Here is a 14,324-nt window from a genome sequence, read left to right on the forward strand (position 1 = left end):
CCTGAAAGGAGCTTCGTGAACACGATGCCACATCAGCCGCAGGCGGGCGAGACGCTCGCCGACCAGGCCTACGAGGAACTCCTCGCCGCCGACCAACTCACTACGGCCGAGCGGTTCGCGGCCGGGCTTCGCGGTCGCGGCGAGGGCCGTCTCTGGGTGTGCTCGGTGCCGTCCCCGCACATGCTCGCGGTCAACACCGGCCGGGACGAGGACGAGATCGTCGTCGACACCCGCGGCCTCCAGATCACCGAGGCGGGCGAGTGACCACGGCTATGTCGTACACCGAACGCGCCCTGTTCCTCGCCGCGGTGAAGGACCTCGGCGAGGGCGACGAGATCATGGCCGCCACCTACGACCTGTTCGTGGACATGGCGGCGAGCACGCCAGCCCCATGGGCCGACACCGACCCGCACGCGGCCGAGCTCTACCTCGTCAGCCGAGGCACGGACCCGGCGGTCGCCGCCGCGGGCGCGGCCGAGTTCGAGGTCAACTTCCGCGCCATCGTCGCCATGGGCACCGGCGAGCCGGTCCACGACTTCCGGCAGATCGCCGACTGGATCGCCGAGCACGTGGACGCCCGCCAGTGATTGCCCGTCCGGTCGTCGTCGCCCCCCAGCTCGTGCACGGGCGAGGCACGGCGGCCGGACACCCAACCCGCACTCCGTATCCGTCATTGCGAAGCCGCCCCACATCCCCAACCCAACCCGCACTGGCCGGCTCCGCTGTTCGCGACAGGACCACGCACGTGACGATCTACCAGCCGAAGGCCGCCGCCGACGGCACCCCCGTGGGTATCGAAAGCCCCAGTGCCGCCCTCGCCGCAGCCCGCGCGCCATGGCAGCAACTCCGTGAAGCCTTGCGGCAGATTCTCGACGAGCAGCCCACGGACCACCTTGTACGCACCACCGCCCGCCGCATCTCTACCGAGGTCCAGATGACCGCAGACACGGTCATCAACGTGCGGGGGGCGAAGCGATGACGCAGGTCTCCTACGCCGAAGACCCCGTAAGCCTCTGGGCGTCAGCCAGGGTCAGTGAACTCCTCGACGGCCATGGCGACCCGCCGCGTTACGGCGGCCCTGAGTGGCGACGACTGCCCAACAACGACCCGCGCAAGGCCGCCGCGATGATCACGGCCGCCGAGATGTGGCGCAAGTACGGAGACGAGCAAGAGCTGATGGACTGGCTCCGCGACGCCACGCGCAATCACACTTCCCTGGCCAGAAGGCGCACCCTCGCCGAGCTGGACGCCATGGCACGATCGCGACCCGCGATTCCGGTACAGGCCGCGCCCGGCTGGCCGCCCGTCCGCGTCCCGGGCCGGCCCGGCTGGTACCGGCACCTCGTCGACGGCAAGCAGACCGACCGCTTCCACGGGGAGGCGGCCGCGTGACCGATACTTTCGCCCTGGCCGCGAACCTGATGGGGGCCGAGCCCGGCGTGTGTGAGCAGCACGGCCAGTCCCTGCCGTGTCAGCACGTGCAGTGCCAGCCGCGCGCTGTACCCACACCTGTGGAAGACCACCCGGCACACCCGGAGGGCGAGGGACAGCCGCGGTCCCTGCTGCTGCGGCCGGCCTCCGGCATCAGGGTCCGGCCCGTGCGCTGGCTCTGGGACAACACCCCCGAGGGTGAGGCACCGACCAGTCGCGCATGGATTCCCCAGCACTCCCTCGCCATCGCGGCCGGCGGGCCGGGGCTCGGGAAGTCGCAGTTCGCCGTGTGGATGACCGCCCGGATCACCCTCGGCGAACTCCCCGGAGAGCTGTACGGGAAGCCGCGCCCGGTCATTTACGCCGCCGCCGAGGACTCCTGGGCCTTCACGATCGCCCCCCGGCTCCTGGCCGCCGGCGCGAACATGGACATGGTGTTCCACGTCTCGGTACGAGACGACGAACGGCCCTACGCGCGGCTCACGCTACCGATCGACACGTCTCTGTTGGCGAAGGAAGCCGAGCGGTACAGCGTGGCTCTCCTGGTCATGGATCCGCTGCTGTCGTACCTCGACAAGGGGGTCAACGACTACCGGGCCGCCGAGGTCCGGCAGGCGCTGGAGCCCCTCGTAGAGGCGGCCGACCGGCATCGGTTCACGATCCTCGGGCTGGCCCACTTCACCAAGTCCGGCGCGGCCGACCCGCTCGCTCGCGTCGCCGGATCCGGTGCGTTCGGCCAGTTGATCCGCAGCCTGATCGCGTTCGCCAAAGAAGAGGGCGAGCAGGATGAGCCGGACCGGTTTGTCATGTCGCTGGAGAAGAACAACCTCGGCCGGCTCGGGCTCCCGTCGTATGAGTACGCGATTCAGCCCATCACCATCAGCACCGACGAGGGCCCGTCCTACGTCTCCCGGTTCGTCCTCGGCGGTGAAGCGACGACCAGCGTGCGTGAGGTCATGCGCGAGGAGTCCGCGCCCGACACCAACCGCGGTGAGACCAACGAAACCGTCGTATGGCTGCGCGCCTACCTCACGGATCAGGGAGGCTCCGACCTCGCCGCCGACGTGAAGACCGCGGCCAAGAAGGACGGCATCAGCGAGTCCAGTCTCCAGCGCGCTCGCCGGAAGCTCGGGGTGTCGATGCATCAGTCCGGATTCGGCAAGGAACGGCGCTCCACGTGGAGCCTGCCGGAGGCTGTCGCCGAGGACGGAGGCGAGTCGTGAACGCCCGCCCCAATAACCCCCATGGCACACATGGCACGAATGACAGACATGGCCGTGACCTGCGGCGATGCCATACGGGTCAGGTGACACACATGGCACACATGGTGACACGCATGGACGCCCATTCATGCCATTCGAGTCACCGCGTGTCACCCATAAATGTCACCTCAAAACCGCAGGTCATCCCCATGTTTGCCATGTATGTCACTCATTCCCCTTTACGTACAGGGCGACCGGCACCCCACCCCGAACCCTGACCCCAGACTTCCGGCCGTTACCCGGCGGCCGGCCAACTCCACGAAGGGAATCTCAGCATGAGCATCGACTACCTGATGGGCCGCTTCCTCACAGCCTGCAACGCGATCGCCTCGGACTACGCCGACACCCGGATCCGCGGCTACCTGAAGACCCACCCCGACGCCATCTCCGTCTTCCTCAACGAAGTGGAGAGGGTCGCCGCGGAAGTCCGGGCGCAGGTCACCCGAGAGCAAGAGTCCGCCCAGTGGATTGCCAAGGGGTGGGACCCGAAGGCCCGCGGCCTGGAAGAACTCACCCAGTCGGCAGCCGAGTACGCGGAGCACACGTGTAGCTGCGAGTACTGCCTCCACGGCGGCGGCTTCAACGAGTTGGAAGCACTGAAGGCGGAGCTGGAGCGGATCGAGAGCCTGCCAGCCGCTGAGGACGACCGCAGCATCCGATGGGTGCTGGACCGGCTGAAGAACGCCACGGACCCGGAGCAGCCGATCGGGGTGAAAACGATCCGTCGACCGGCCGCCACCACCAAGGGCGACAAGCCGGAGTGCCACAACCACTGACCCGCACGCAAACGGCCGGCCCGCGGGACTCGGGCCGGCCACCCCCAGCACACCACGAGGAGCAACCCATGGCCCGCATCCAGACCGACAACGGCGACACCTTCGAGATCGCCGAAACCCGAGCCCACGACGACGGCACCGGCATCCAGCTCGTGATCACGACCAGCGAGTTCGGCATCGACACCAACACCGCACACCTCCTCACCCCGTCCGAGGCCCGCCGTATCGCAACCGCCCTCACCACCATGGCCAACACGATCGACGCCAACGAATCCGTCCGCCCCGAGGTCGTCACCCTGCTCGCCGGCCTCGACGCCCACGGCAGCCCGGACCAGTGGACCCACAGCAACGGCCGACCGCTCACCGACGCCGAACGCGACACGGCCCTCTCGGCGACAGCAGCCGAACTGGAAGCCGCAGCGGTCCGACTGCGTGACGACAACCGCTGACACCCACCCCGCCCGGCCGTCCACGCGGCGGCCGGGCCATGACCCCATGCAACGACCCATGGAAGCCCTCGGAATTCGCGGACCCATGGACAACCCCTTCAGCCCCCACCCCCACCGAACCCCATCCACCGGAACCACACCGGCCGACCCCATGGACAACACCCGACCACCAACCCCCCGGAGAAGGTGAAACGAAAGTGATCAAGCGGCGCGGCGGACCGTACCCCCACCTCCGCCTCGACCTCGGCATCAAAGTCACGCAGGGGCTCGACGTCGTCCAACTCGTCCTCGGCGAAGGCCGCACCTTCCGCGAAGCCGGTGCCGCCCTCGGCTTGAGCCCCACGACCGCCTGGCGGAGATTCTGGTTCGCGCTCGACCTCACCCTCCCCGAGCGGTACGGCCGCCCGCCCGGACCGATCCCACCCCAACGCGGAACCCGCGCCTGCCCCCGCGGCCGCCCCTACCTGCCCACTCTCGACGGCCCCGGAGGACCGCTCCACCGAGGAGGAAACCTGTGACCACAACCCCCGCAAACCGCAAGGTCGACGCCCTTCTGTGGCTCGCCGGCGGCAAGTCCAACCGGGAAGCCGCTGAGGCCGCGGGTGTGACGGCGGGAACCGTCGCGGCGTGGAAGCGTCAGCCGACGTTCGCCGCCGAACTCGCCGCAGTGAAAGCCCTGTACCAGGAGCGTCCGCAGGACGGCCGGGCGATCGTGGAGCGACTCCAGGCGGCGAAGGAGCGGCTGTCGCCGCCTGCTCCGAAGGTGGTGGCGGGCGGCACCTTCCGGGTGCGCGTGAGTGTCCCGGCTGGGACGTCGGCGCGACAGAGGGAGCGGCTCACCGCGCGGGCGATCGCTGCCGGGCTGCGGGCGGTGCGGGAGGCGGAGTCATGAACGTCGACGACGTCATCGCCGAGAGGATCGCCGCCGCCAAGTGGCGGGCGGCGCAGGAGAAGAAGCGCCGTGCCGAACTCGCCGAAGCCCGCCGCGCGGGGCTCGCTGCCCGGCACGCGGCCAAGCTCGCCCGGCTCGCCCAACTCGGCCTCGACCTGGCCCCACCCGTCAACCCCGACAACCAATCCTGCGCCGCATCCGGCGCCTGAACACCGAGGAGAACCACATGGCCGCGACCACCCTGAACGTCGGCATCATTCGCCCGGGCAGCCCGCCCCTGAACGTCAACCTCGCCCCCAGCCACCTGCCCGCGGACGTCCGCCGGTCCCTCGAGACGCTCGCCCATGCCCACGCAGCCGCTGCCGAGGCGGAGAAGGAACTGGCTGGCGTCCGCGGCGAGGCATGGCACGCGGCGAACGCGAAGGCCGAGACGGCGCGGCAGGCGGCCGGGCAGGCCATGCAGGAGTTCGCCGCTCTCAACGCGGCCAGCAGTACGGCGATCCGCGACTCGGCGCAGGCCGCGTTCAACCAGGCCATCGACCGCGTCAACACGGCCCTCCAGCAGGCCGCCGATGGCCTGGCCGAGGCCGGGCAGGCCGCTGCCCTGTTCCACTCCGTGACCCCGGGGAAGCCGGTGGTCCGCACCGACACCCGGCGGGCGAACGAGGCGCCGGTCCGGCACAAGCTCGCGATGGCCCGCTCGTACCTGAACGACGCCCGCTCGTTCGTCCCCGAAGACCTCGACTGAAGGGGGCCGCTATGGCCAACGCATCTCGCTGGGCGCGCCTGATGGCCGCACGGATCACGAACGGCCCCGAGCCGGAACCGGCCGCTACGGGCCCGGAACAGCCCCTGTGGGCGCGTATCGCGGCCGCCCGGGCCACGGGCCGCTCCGTGGGCGTTCAGGCGCTGAGGGAGGCCCGTGCGGGCAAGCCGGCGCCACGGAAGGAGTGGGAACGCAAGCTGCTCGCCAGGCTCGGCCACGACAGCGGCCCTGACGCCGCGTAGCCCACCACCCCAGGGGCGAGGACAGGCCGTCCGTCGCCTGAATTCACCGCCCGCCGAATTGTGCCCGGTCGCCTTCACAGTGGTCGGGCACCTTCATATCTGCTGCGCCACGCAACGTGCCGCCGTAGCGTTCGCCCATGACCTCAGACGCTGAGAAACGACTTATCGCCGGTGGTTTGGAGATCGAGGAGGTGGACTTCGGCCGCGAAGACGAGCCGGACATCGACGGCTGCGCACTGCTGAGTCAGCGGGATGAAGGGCTTGCTGTGCGGCTGGTGATTCGCCCAGGCCTCGCTTCAGAGTTCCGAGCTGGCTTCGCCGAGTGGGCGCTTCAACGCATCGAGCGGTTCGAAGAGCACGGTCCAGAGCCGGATGGCTGGCAGAAGCGCAGCGACGGAGACTGGCAGCTTTGGGTGCGCCGTCACGTGCTTCCATCCGTCGACTGATCGACCGAAGGCGGAGGATCGCCACCTCAGCACCCTGACTCACGATAATGTTCCTTCTCATGAGCCAGAGTTACGAGGTTGCGATCCCGGACGAAGCCCTTCCCGTAGGCGCGTTGAACGCGAGTCAGCCGCTCTCCGGTGCCGCCCGTGACGCGCTCGCCGCCGGCACCGCCGACTCCACCCGCCGCGCCTACTCCACCGACTGGGCGACGTTCACCGACTGGTGCGCCTCGACCGGACACCTGCCGCTGCCCGCCACACCCGAGTGCATCGTCGAGTACGTCACCGCGCTGACGACCACCCCGCGCCCGAAGACCGGCCGGCCGTACTCGCCCAGCTCCATCGAGCGGGCCGTCGCCGCGATCCGAACCGCGCACACTACGGCGAACCTCGTGCCCCCGTCGACTAAGGGCGCCCGGATCGTCCTGCGCGGCTACCGCGACCGGCTCGCCCGCGCCAAGGATCCCGCCGCCAAGGCCCGCAAGGCGCAGCCGGCCGTGGCCTCGGCGCTGCGCGCGATGCTCGCCGTGCTCGACCGGGACACGCTCATCGGCAAGCGCGACGCCGCCCTGCTGCTCCTCGGATTCGCGTCGGCCGCCCGCGTCTCCGAGCTCGTCGCCCTCGACCTGGCCGACGTCCCCGAGGGCGAGAACGGCATCGAGGCGTCGGTGTACCGCAAGAAGATCAAGTCATTCAGCGACACCGCCGTCCCGTTCGGCAGCAACCCGGCTACCTGCCCGGTGCGGGCCGTCCGTGCCCTACGGGAAGCCATGGCGGGGGTGGGGCGCACCGATGGCCCGCTGTTCGTGCGCGTCGACCGGCATGGCCGTATCGCTCCCCCCATGTACCGCCGCGGCGTACCGATCGGGGACACGTCCGGGCGTCTCACGGCTCAGGCCGCCGCCCAGGTCGTCGAGCGAACCGCCGACGCCGCGGGCCTCGATGGCCAGTGGTCCGGTCACTCTCTGCGCCGCGGGTTCGCCACCGCCGCCAGGAAGGCCGGGCACGACCTCGTCCGGATCGGCCGGCACGGAGGGTGGGCGGACGGCTCCCGCGCGCTGCTCGGGTACATGGAGGACTCCGACCGGTGGGAGGACAACCCCGTCGCCGGAACAGGCCTCTGACGAGCGATACCCCACCCGCCGACGCTGCTCGGGGGTGGGGCATCCGTGTGTTCAGCGTGCGCAGCCAGCGACAGCGGTGAACGGTGATGCAGTCAGGCTACGAGCCGGCACTGACAACGGGTGCTGACCGGCGTCGCTGCCACCAGCTCCACACCCAGCGGGGCCCGTCCCAGTAGACGAGGCGCAGCAGCCAGTAACAGCCGAGCAGCAGCCACCAGCAGAGGACGAGTTCCCACCACAACGCCCAACCCAACAGCTTGATCGAGTACAGGCAGAGCTGGAAGAACCCGCCGGCCGCTCCGAACACCGGTACCGACACCCGTAACGGGCCGATCCCGCCCGACAGCCGCACGCCCATGGTTCGTCCCCCTAGTCACATGCGCACCCTGCGCGAATGCCGGGGACGGTACTCACGGCACCGGTCACGACTCCCGGAATCCCCCGGAACTCACCCGAATGAGACGGTCCGCTTCGCGGTGTTTCCCAAGACCCTCACGGTCGACGGCGAGCCTCATGACCCACGACAGGCGCCCGCCCGGCGGGGCTTGAAGGACTGGCGCAACGGATGATCGCGGCCCGCATCGGACACCGCCACGGCAAGCACCCTGGCCCGCTCGCCCTCGTCCATGCCGAGAGTGTCGGCCAGGCTCTGCGCCACCGACCGCGAAGGGCTGCGGCTGCCGTGCTCCAGGTTGGTCAGGTAGCCGGCCGACAGTCCGGCCTGCCGCGCGGTCTCCCGCACGCCGAGGCCGGTGCGCTCGCGTGCGGCCCGCAGCATGGGGCCGAACTCCGGCGGGGGTGTCCGCCTTTCCCGAACATCCATTGCCACCTTCCGAAGAGACGATTCAAAGGTTCAAGGTCATCTCCCCCTTCGAATCGTAGGTCCGCTGGCGTATCCTGCCAGTAGGACGACCGAGCACAACCGCAGCCGGAGTTCACGGCCGGGATGGCCGCCAGGCGGGATGCCAACAGGACATGAGGCAGCGGAGCAGGGCGTGGTGAAGGAGCGGCCCGGTGGGGAGCCGCGAGGCCGGCGCAAGACGCGCGACGCCAAGCATGTGAGCGGGCCCGCTCGGGCCCGTGCCCACGGGTCTGCCGCCACCATTGCCGCGCCCAGGGAGCCACCGTGCGCCAGTTCTCTGGCCCCCGCCTTCGCGACCAACGACTCCTCGCCGGCCTGAGCGCCGCCGAACTCGGCGAGCGGGTCGGCCGGTCGGAGTCCACCGTGTGCCGCTGGGAACGGGGCCGTACCCAGCCATCCATCAGCTACGCGGACGCGGTGGCCGACGCCCTCGGGATCCGGCTCGACGTGCTCCTCGCCGACGACCGCGCAGCGACGCCAGGGCAACCGCAGATGTGAGGGCCCCGGCCGGGACGTGCTCCGACCGGGGCCAGGATCCCGCCCGCCCCCGTGACGCCTGGGGTGCGGGGCGGGCGGGAGATAGAGGCGGCCGTCCCCGACGGGGGTACAGAGACGGCCGCCGGCTCAGAGGCGGGTACCGATCGCGATGCTGTCGTCGCCTGCCATCCGGAGGATCGCCTGCGTGATGATCCGTAGCCGGTCCGCACTCAGGTCGGTGACAGCGGCGAGCGGCGTTGCCCCGATGGACAGCATGCTGAGCACGAGCCCCAGGAACGAGCGCTGCTCGCCGTCCAGAGGCAGCGCATATTGCTGCCCCATGAGCCGCTCCCACTGGGCGACCGGGCGGCCCTCGTGCTCGACGACGAGGGCCCGTTGGAAGGCGGGCAGGGCGAGGATGGTCCGCTCGTCGGCCAGGGCCTGCGCTGCGATGCGGTCGCGGGGCCGCTTCGAGTTGCGGACGAGTTGATCGCCGAGGGCGGTGAGTTCGGCGTCGTCGTCGGAGGGTGCAGGGGCCTCGAGGTGGGTTGTTGTCACGGGGTGGCCTCCGTGGGGAGTCGGTACCCGCCCAGGCGGAGCGCGGCGGTGAGCACGGTCGGATCGGTGAGCAGGCCCGTACCGTCCGGGCGCGACAGCCAGAACCGTCCGCACGCGTGCCAGCCCGTCGGCGGGCAGTGCAGGACGTGGCCGGTCCGGTGCACGAGGACGGAGCGGACGTCGGCCAGTTCCTCGGCGGCGGCCGGCGGGACGAGCCACCAGGCGCGGTCAAGGGACGGGTCGGCGAGGACCGGGCCCCGACGCTCCTCGCCGATGCGGTTCAGCATCTGCATGCCGGTGACGAGGTGGGTCTCGGCGGCGAGCCAGTGCGGGCCGCAGGCGATGGGGGCGAGGGCTTCGACGTCCCACACTGTGCGGACGAGATCGGGGCGGGGTGAGCAGTCGGCAAGCCACTGGTCCCCGGCCTCGTAGAGTTCGGCGAATCGCATCCGAGGGGGCATGACCAGCACCGTAGGAAGACCGGTTGCGCGGCCGCGCGCCGATTGCGCCGGATTGCGAACCTGCTACAGGGGTTGGTGCGGATTGCTCACGCGAGGTCGAGAGCTGCCCGCGCGCGGGCGATGAGCCGGTGAGCCTGCGGCCCGGTGACGGCACTCTCGTCGAGGCGGTCCCACACCCGCCCGTACAGGGCGACGTCCTCGGCGGATTCGAGGGTGAACTCGGTGTTGATGGTCTCGACGACGACCCGCTCCCCGTCGAAAATCCAGAACCCGTGCTTGGGGGTGAGCTTCAACTGCACCCCGAACGGGACGATGCCGAGGTGCACGGTGCTCATACCGATCAGCCCGACGAGCCGGTCAAGCTGTCCGGCCATCGCCTCGATGGGGCACACCATGGCGTGGAGCGCGCCCTCCCAGATGAGAACGTTGAAGGCCTTGCCCGGCTGGTACAGAACTTCCTGGCGCTGCATGCGGGCGTTGACGGCCGCCTCGGTGTCGCGCGGTGACTGCATGAGTTCGGTGTTGTGGACCAGCAGATGACGGGCGTAGTCCGGGGTCTGGAACAGGCCCGGGATCACGGTGGCCTCGTACCCGCGGACGGTGGCGGTCTGGCGGTACTCGGCGACGTACCGGTCCTGCACGGCCCGGTGGCCGGAGGCGAGTTGACGGCGCCAAGAGCGCTGGTGGGTCTCCAACCCGCGCAGGCGGCTGTGGAGGTCGGCGGCCTCGGCGGGTGTGCCGGCCGCGTGCGCCCACGCGTCGAGGTCGGCGGCTGTCGCGGTCTGCTTGCCGGTCTCCAGCCGGGAGACCTTCGAGCGCTGCCAGCCGAGTCGTTCGGCCATGTCCTTGCCGTTGAGGCCGGCCTCGGTGCGCAGCTCTCGTAGCCGCGCACCAAGGGCGACCCTGGCGCTCTGAAAGTCCGTGCTCACACGGACGAACGTACCTGCGCCCACACCTCAGCAGTAGGGACAGCGACGCGCCAGGCAGCGTCCCGTGCCCGGCAGGCGGCGAGCACCTTGGTGGGGTCGTCGACCAGCTCGACACCGGTGGTGGTGTCGGTGTCGTCGATGTGCATGCGGACCAGGGTGTGGGAGTCGAACAGCCACAGGTCGTAGTCCGGCAGGTCCAGCCGCACGGCCTCGGAGCGGGGCAGGACGCGGATGTCCTCTCCGGCGGCCACGTTCCCGGCCGCAGTCGCCATCAGGAACCGCTGTCCGTCGGTGGGCGGTTCGTCGATGATGCGCACCCGGGAGAAGCGGGCACCCCGCCCGGCCTTCGCGCGCACGTTGACGTTCCAGGGGTGCTCGGGCTCCGGGGCGGGGAGGACGCCACGCATGAACGCCTGGAAGCGTGCCCCCTCGCGGTCGGAGGCGTAGCCGCGGCGGGTCTCCAGCCGGAACGCGGTGTGCTCGAACTCCGCGAACAGGTGGGTGATCTCCTCGAAGGGGATCAGCGGCACGGTCACTCCTTGGGGGCGAAGCGGGTGAGCAGCTCGCGCGGGATGACGACGAACGTCTCGTGCTCGCCGACGTCACGCAGTTGGGCGAGGTGCTCGGGGTCGGTCAGCCGGTCGCCTTGGACGACGATGTCGCCGGTCTCCTCGACCTCGTACAGGGTGGGGCAGTTGCCGTGCTCGGATGTGGTGCCGATGAACTTGAGCGTCATGTCGCCCTCCATCCACGGTGGTTGGAGGTACAGCATGCGCGGGTTGGCGCGGGGCTGCCTGAGGATTGCGGCAGATTGCGTACGAGGAGCCGCCCGAGGGCGGTTGCACGCAAGTCGACGGGCACCAGCAAGCTCCCGGTAGCCCGTCCAGGTGCGGTCCTGGACATCGCGGATGATCCTGAAAGTCCGATGCCCTTGGACGCACCGTCGTGGCGGAAGGAGCTGGCGATGACCGGATTCTCGGACGAAGAGCGATGGGACTTTGATACCAGTGACATGGACTGGCAAGAGGACCGAGTCCAAGCCGCGCGAGACGGGGAGTTCGGGGATCTCTATCGCAATCACCTGGACGTCGCGGTGGTCCTTACCCGATGGGCGAAGGCAGTCGGTGATCAACCCGAGTACGGCACCACTGAGCACGCGCAGGGGTTCATCCAGGCTCTCGAAGAGGTCGCTGCTCGTCTACGGCAGGCCGACTACGTGCCGGGGAACGGAGAGGTGCCCGAGTAGGTGTGTGAGCATGCAACCGCCCCCTACGTGGTCGTGGTGACCATGCAGGGGGCAGGGCTGCACACGCTAACGGGAGGGGCTGGCAGACGGGCCCCGGTGTCGGATCGCCGGACACCCGCAGACCCTCCGCAGGGACCATTTTCGAGGCGCCGGGAAGATGGCCGAAACCCGAAACTTCCCAGCTCACCCCCGATATCAGGGGCGAAACCGGTTTCGGATCAAGGTGAAACCACCACCCCCACCCGAAACCGGCTCAGCGGGCCCTACTCGCCGTCCTCGGCGGCCGGGAGATCGGCGTAGCGGACGCCCTTCGCACCGCCGCAGCACTCCCGGATGGTGAGCTGCCGGGTGGAGATCTTGAAGGGCTTCAGCGCGGCGGACAGCGCGGTCGATGCGGCGGCCGCGTCCATCTCGGTCCAGGGCCGGTACAGGTCGGCCCGGTAGGCGGCGAGGGCCTCGACGATCCGGTGGGAGTGCACCGACTCGACTCCGTCGGGCCAGATGGCGCGGAGGTGGTCGACGATCGTCTCGACGTCCTGTTCCTCGACAACGGCGCCGACCGACTGTCCGGAGAGGGTGCCGGCCGCGGTGCGCAGGGCGAGGGCACGCTTGGCGATGTCCTCGGCTTCGGTTTGCTTGATGAACGCGGCGCGCACGGTGGTTCCTTCGCGGCCGCGGGCGAGGATGCCGGTGCCCTGTTCGTCGATGCTGATGTCGGTGGCGCGCAGCCCGCGGTCGTAGGCCCCTGTGCCGAGCACATTATTGTTCGCCCGCCAGTCCATCACTGCGAGGCACAGCCGGGTGCCGACACTGGAGGAGACGGACGACGGCAGCGAGGGGGCGTCCGGGTTCTGCGTGAGCAGGATGAGGATGATCCCGTACGCGCGGCCCTTCTTGATCAGCCGCGTCGCAAGCGCGGCCGCCTCCTCCTTGTAGTCGGGGTGGGTGAAGAGTTCCTGCACCTCGTCGATGACGATGACCCGGGGCCCGAGCTGCTGCTCGGGGTACTTCTCCGCGAGGGAGCGGGTGACGCGCCGGCCGTCGGGGACCTCGCTGGCGGGCAGCTCCTTGATGAACTTGGCGCGCCGCTGGTACTCCGCGATCCCGGCCCGCATCCCGGCGAGGCCGGCCTCGAGGTCTTCGTCCTCGTCACCGGACACGTACCGGTGGCAGATCGGCTTGACCGAGTCGAGGTCACCCGACCCCTTGAGCTCGTAGATCCACAGTTCGGCCGTCGGGTCGAGGGCGACACCCAGGACGATGGCGAGCGCGCAGGACGTCTTGCCCGAGCCGGGGATGCCTCCTACCAGCAGGTTGGAGTACATCAGGGTGATGGTGACGAGGTTGCCGCGCGGGTCGAAGCCATACGGCAGCGGCTCGTACACGTCCGCCTGGCCCTCGCGCATGAGCGGCCACAGCTTCCGGCCCGCCTTCGCCGGGTCCCGCTGCGCCACCCACAGCACCAGTCGGCCAGGGTGGGCGGTGCGGTCGGCCTCCGGCCACACGGTGGAGATGGGCCGTCGCATCGCGGCGGCCAGGGCGGCGCGCTTCTCCAGGACCGCGGTGGCCTCGACGCCCGGGGGCAGGTCGACCTCGGCACGCCAGCCGGGCCCGTCCCGCATCACCTCCGCGGCGAACTCCACCCCCCGCCTGCCCTTCTTGCCCTCGATGCCGATCGCGGCGAGCGCGTCGAACACCTCGGTGGAGTCGAGGCGGCGCAGCACGTTGGTGGCGACGTAGCGGGTGACCAGCGGCTTCCCGTCGCGCTTCTTCCCGGCCAGGCCGACCAGCGCGGCCCCGGTGACGGCAACGGCCGCAGTCCAGCCGGGGACCAGGAAGCCGCTGACGAGGGTGGTGATGCCGGTGGCGGTGGCGACGGCGAGGGAGGCGACACGGCGCGGCCGTACCCGGCGGGAGTGCTCCCGCGACAGGGCGAGCCACGCCTCGACGTCCGCGCCCGCGGCCGCCTTGGCCTCGACGGGACGCGCCTCGGTGTCGGCGACCCACCGCACCCACCGCACGATCAGCCGGCCCGCGCCGCGCGGGGAGCGCGCCAGCAGCCGGACCAGGTACACGGGCGCCCGCACGGTGTGGAACGCCATCACGTGCCAGCCGTAGGAGAGCGTCCAGCGGGCGGCGTCGGCGAACTCGGTGGTGTCGCGCAGGAACGTCGGGACGACCGGCGGGGCTTCGGCGAGATACGCCTGCCGCTCCGCGAGCCACGTGCCGTCGGGGGCCTTCGGCTCGGGCGGGTCGACGGGCCGGGGAGCCGCGTCCTGGACGACGTCGACGATCGTCTCGGTGAGGGTGTCCTCGACGTCGCGGACGGCAGGCGGGGCGTCCTTGTGGAGCGGGACGACGTTGTTCGACATGCTGGGGGTCCTGTCTCCCTGACGGGGTGAT

24 protein-coding genes are annotated in these 14,324 nt (G+C 70.3%); 16 read left to right on the forward strand and 8 right to left on the reverse strand.

The features are described from left to right. The first annotated feature begins 15 nt into the window (after positions 1-15). The 14 genes from G6W55_RS13235 to G6W55_RS13300 all read left to right on the forward strand — a co-directional run bounded on the left by G6W55_RS13235 (position 16) and on the right by G6W55_RS13300 (position 7,388). Positions 16-264 (forward strand): hypothetical protein, encoded by a 249-nt coding sequence (locus G6W55_RS13235; protein WP_175521019.1) that lies wholly within the window; start codon positions 16-18, stop codon positions 262-264. After that, positions 261-587 (forward strand): hypothetical protein, encoded by a 327-nt coding sequence (locus tag G6W55_RS13240; protein WP_175521020.1) that lies wholly within the window; start codon positions 261-263, stop codon positions 585-587. Before G6W55_RS13235 ends, G6W55_RS13240 begins: the two co-directional genes overlap by 4 nt. A 158-nt stretch (positions 588-745) precedes the next feature. Continuing rightward, a complete protein-coding gene (locus tag G6W55_RS13245) occupies positions 746-979 on the forward strand; it encodes a hypothetical protein (RefSeq protein ID WP_175521021.1) in 234 nt (77 codons plus the stop codon). Beyond that, on the forward strand, positions 976-1,392 hold the full coding sequence (locus G6W55_RS13250) for a hypothetical protein (protein WP_175521022.1): 417 nt from the start codon (positions 976-978) through the stop codon (positions 1,390-1,392). Before G6W55_RS13245 ends, G6W55_RS13250 begins: the two co-directional genes overlap by 4 nt. After that, complete coding sequence (locus G6W55_RS13255) at positions 1,389-2,654, forward strand: AAA family ATPase (protein ID WP_175521023.1); 1,266 nt, start codon at positions 1,389-1,391, stop codon at positions 2,652-2,654. The genes G6W55_RS13250 and G6W55_RS13255 overlap by 4 nt, the downstream gene beginning before the upstream one ends. Before the next feature lie 314 nt (positions 2,655-2,968). Then, a complete protein-coding gene (locus G6W55_RS13260; protein ID WP_175521024.1) occupies positions 2,969-3,469 on the forward strand; it encodes a hypothetical protein in 501 nt (166 codons plus the stop codon). A 68-nt stretch (positions 3,470-3,537) separates the two neighbouring features. Continuing rightward, a complete protein-coding gene (locus G6W55_RS13265) occupies positions 3,538-3,918 on the forward strand; it encodes a hypothetical protein (RefSeq protein ID WP_175521025.1) in 381 nt (126 codons plus the stop codon). A gap of 197 nt (positions 3,919-4,115) precedes the next feature. Then, positions 4,116-4,436, forward strand: a complete 321-nt coding sequence (locus tag G6W55_RS13270; RefSeq protein WP_175521026.1) for a hypothetical protein — start codon at positions 4,116-4,118, stop codon at positions 4,434-4,436. Beyond that, positions 4,433-4,810: a hypothetical protein gene (locus tag G6W55_RS13275; protein ID WP_175521027.1), complete on the forward strand. Its 378-nt coding sequence runs from the start codon at positions 4,433-4,435 to the stop codon at positions 4,808-4,810. Before G6W55_RS13270 ends, G6W55_RS13275 begins: the two co-directional genes overlap by 4 nt. Beyond that, positions 4,807-5,019, forward strand: coding sequence for a hypothetical protein (locus tag G6W55_RS13280; RefSeq protein WP_175521028.1), 213 nt, complete (start codon positions 4,807-4,809; stop codon positions 5,017-5,019). The genes G6W55_RS13275 and G6W55_RS13280 overlap by 4 nt, the downstream gene beginning before the upstream one ends. A 17-nt stretch (positions 5,020-5,036) precedes the next feature. Beyond that, entirely contained in the window at positions 5,037-5,558 is a 522-nt protein-coding gene (locus G6W55_RS13285; RefSeq protein WP_175521029.1) for a hypothetical protein, read from the forward strand. Between the two features lie 11 nt (positions 5,559-5,569). Continuing rightward, complete coding sequence (locus G6W55_RS13290; RefSeq protein ID WP_175521030.1) at positions 5,570-5,818, forward strand: hypothetical protein; 249 nt, start codon at positions 5,570-5,572, stop codon at positions 5,816-5,818. Positions 5,819-5,955: 137 nt separating this feature from the next. Beyond that, a complete protein-coding gene (locus tag G6W55_RS13295; protein ID WP_175521031.1) occupies positions 5,956-6,264 on the forward strand; it encodes a hypothetical protein in 309 nt (102 codons plus the stop codon). 113 nt (positions 6,265-6,377) lie between these two features. Beyond that, positions 6,378-7,388 (forward strand): site-specific integrase, encoded by a 1,011-nt coding sequence (locus tag G6W55_RS13300; RefSeq protein ID WP_254876229.1) that lies wholly within the window; start codon positions 6,378-6,380, stop codon positions 7,386-7,388. Between the two features lie 97 nt (positions 7,389-7,485). Here the strand turns inward: G6W55_RS13300 and G6W55_RS13305 are convergent, their stop codons facing one another. Beyond that, complete coding sequence (locus tag G6W55_RS13305) at positions 7,486-7,746, reverse strand: hypothetical protein (protein ID WP_175521033.1); 261 nt, start codon at positions 7,744-7,746, stop codon at positions 7,486-7,488. 153 nt (positions 7,747-7,899) lie between these two features. Then, complete coding sequence (locus tag G6W55_RS13310; RefSeq protein WP_175521034.1) at positions 7,900-8,211, reverse strand: helix-turn-helix transcriptional regulator; 312 nt, start codon at positions 8,209-8,211, stop codon at positions 7,900-7,902. A 303-nt stretch (positions 8,212-8,514) separates the two neighbouring features. Between G6W55_RS13310 and G6W55_RS13315 the strand changes: the two genes are divergently transcribed. Further along, on the forward strand, positions 8,515-8,748 hold the full coding sequence (locus tag G6W55_RS13315) for a helix-turn-helix transcriptional regulator (RefSeq protein WP_175521035.1): 234 nt from the start codon (positions 8,515-8,517) through the stop codon (positions 8,746-8,748). A gap of 126 nt (positions 8,749-8,874) precedes the next feature. On the opposite strand, the gene G6W55_RS13320 is transcribed toward G6W55_RS13315, so the two are convergent. The 5 genes from G6W55_RS13320 to G6W55_RS13340 form a co-directional block, all read right to left on the reverse strand. After that, positions 8,875-9,285, reverse strand: a complete 411-nt coding sequence (locus G6W55_RS13320) for a hypothetical protein (RefSeq protein WP_175521036.1) — start codon at positions 9,283-9,285, stop codon at positions 8,875-8,877. Next, a complete protein-coding gene (locus tag G6W55_RS13325) occupies positions 9,282-9,734 on the reverse strand; it encodes a hypothetical protein (RefSeq protein ID WP_254876230.1) in 453 nt (150 codons plus the stop codon). Before G6W55_RS13325 ends, G6W55_RS13320 begins: the two co-directional genes overlap by 4 nt. 98 nt (positions 9,735-9,832) lie before the next feature. Continuing rightward, on the reverse strand, positions 9,833-10,675 hold the full coding sequence (locus tag G6W55_RS13330; protein ID WP_175521038.1) for a helix-turn-helix transcriptional regulator: 843 nt from the start codon (positions 10,673-10,675) through the stop codon (positions 9,833-9,835). Continuing rightward, positions 10,672-11,205 (reverse strand): DUF6879 family protein, encoded by a 534-nt coding sequence (locus tag G6W55_RS13335; protein ID WP_175521039.1) that lies wholly within the window; start codon positions 11,203-11,205, stop codon positions 10,672-10,674. The genes G6W55_RS13330 and G6W55_RS13335 overlap by 4 nt, the downstream gene beginning before the upstream one ends. A gap of 2 nt (positions 11,206-11,207) precedes the next feature. Then, entirely contained in the window at positions 11,208-11,411 is a 204-nt protein-coding gene (locus tag G6W55_RS13340) for a hypothetical protein (RefSeq protein WP_175521040.1), read from the reverse strand. A gap of 228 nt (positions 11,412-11,639) precedes the next feature. Between G6W55_RS13340 and G6W55_RS13345 the strand changes: the two genes are divergently transcribed. Further along, positions 11,640-11,921, forward strand: coding sequence for a hypothetical protein (locus G6W55_RS13345; protein ID WP_175521041.1), 282 nt, complete (start codon positions 11,640-11,642; stop codon positions 11,919-11,921). Between the two features lie 263 nt (positions 11,922-12,184). Here the strand turns inward: G6W55_RS13345 and G6W55_RS13350 are convergent, their stop codons facing one another. Beyond that, positions 12,185-14,293, reverse strand: a complete 2,109-nt coding sequence (locus G6W55_RS13350) for an FtsK/SpoIIIE domain-containing protein (protein WP_175521042.1) — start codon at positions 14,291-14,293, stop codon at positions 12,185-12,187. Between the last annotated feature and the right edge of the window lie 31 nt (positions 14,294-14,324).

Origin of the sequence: Streptomyces sp. CAI-85, from assembly GCF_013363615.1 — a bacterium.
Lineage (GTDB): Bacteria > Actinomycetota > Actinomycetes > Streptomycetales > Streptomycetaceae > Streptomyces > Streptomyces antibioticus_B.

What these genes read in the sequence shown, in the direction of transcription:
- G6W55_RS13250 (WP_175521022.1), top strand. Translation starts at nt 976, where the DNA reads ATGACGCAGGTCTCCTACGCCGAAGACCCCGTAAGCCTCTGGGCGTCA.
- G6W55_RS13260 (WP_175521024.1), top strand. Translation starts at nt 2,969, where the DNA reads ATGAGCATCGACTACCTGATGGGCCGCTTCCTCACAGCCTGCAACGCG.
- G6W55_RS13265 (WP_175521025.1), top strand. Translation starts at nt 3,538, where the DNA reads ATGGCCCGCATCCAGACCGACAACGGCGACACCTTCGAGATCGCCGAA.
- G6W55_RS13280 (WP_175521028.1), top strand. Translation starts at nt 4,807, where the DNA reads ATGAACGTCGACGACGTCATCGCCGAGAGGATCGCCGCCGCCAAGTGG.
- G6W55_RS13285 (WP_175521029.1), top strand. Translation starts at nt 5,037, where the DNA reads ATGGCCGCGACCACCCTGAACGTCGGCATCATTCGCCCGGGCAGCCCG.
- G6W55_RS13290 (WP_175521030.1), top strand. Translation starts at nt 5,570, where the DNA reads ATGGCCAACGCATCTCGCTGGGCGCGCCTGATGGCCGCACGGATCACG.
- G6W55_RS13295 (WP_175521031.1), top strand. Translation starts at nt 5,956, where the DNA reads ATGACCTCAGACGCTGAGAAACGACTTATCGCCGGTGGTTTGGAGATC.
- G6W55_RS13305 (WP_175521033.1), bottom strand. Translation starts at nt 7,746, where the DNA reads ATGGGCGTGCGGCTGTCGGGCGGGATCGGCCCGTTACGGGTGTCGGTA.
- G6W55_RS13310 (WP_175521034.1), bottom strand. Translation starts at nt 8,211, where the DNA reads ATGGATGTTCGGGAAAGGCGGACACCCCCGCCGGAGTTCGGCCCCATG.
- G6W55_RS13325 (WP_254876230.1), bottom strand. Translation starts at nt 9,734, where the DNA reads ATGCGATTCGCCGAACTCTACGAGGCCGGGGACCAGTGGCTTGCCGAC.
- G6W55_RS13340 (WP_175521040.1), bottom strand. Translation starts at nt 11,411, where the DNA reads ATGACGCTCAAGTTCATCGGCACCACATCCGAGCACGGCAACTGCCCC.
- G6W55_RS13345 (WP_175521041.1), top strand. Translation starts at nt 11,640, where the DNA reads ATGACCGGATTCTCGGACGAAGAGCGATGGGACTTTGATACCAGTGAC.
- G6W55_RS13350 (WP_175521042.1), bottom strand. Translation starts at nt 14,293, where the DNA reads ATGTCGAACAACGTCGTCCCGCTCCACAAGGACGCCCCGCCTGCCGTC.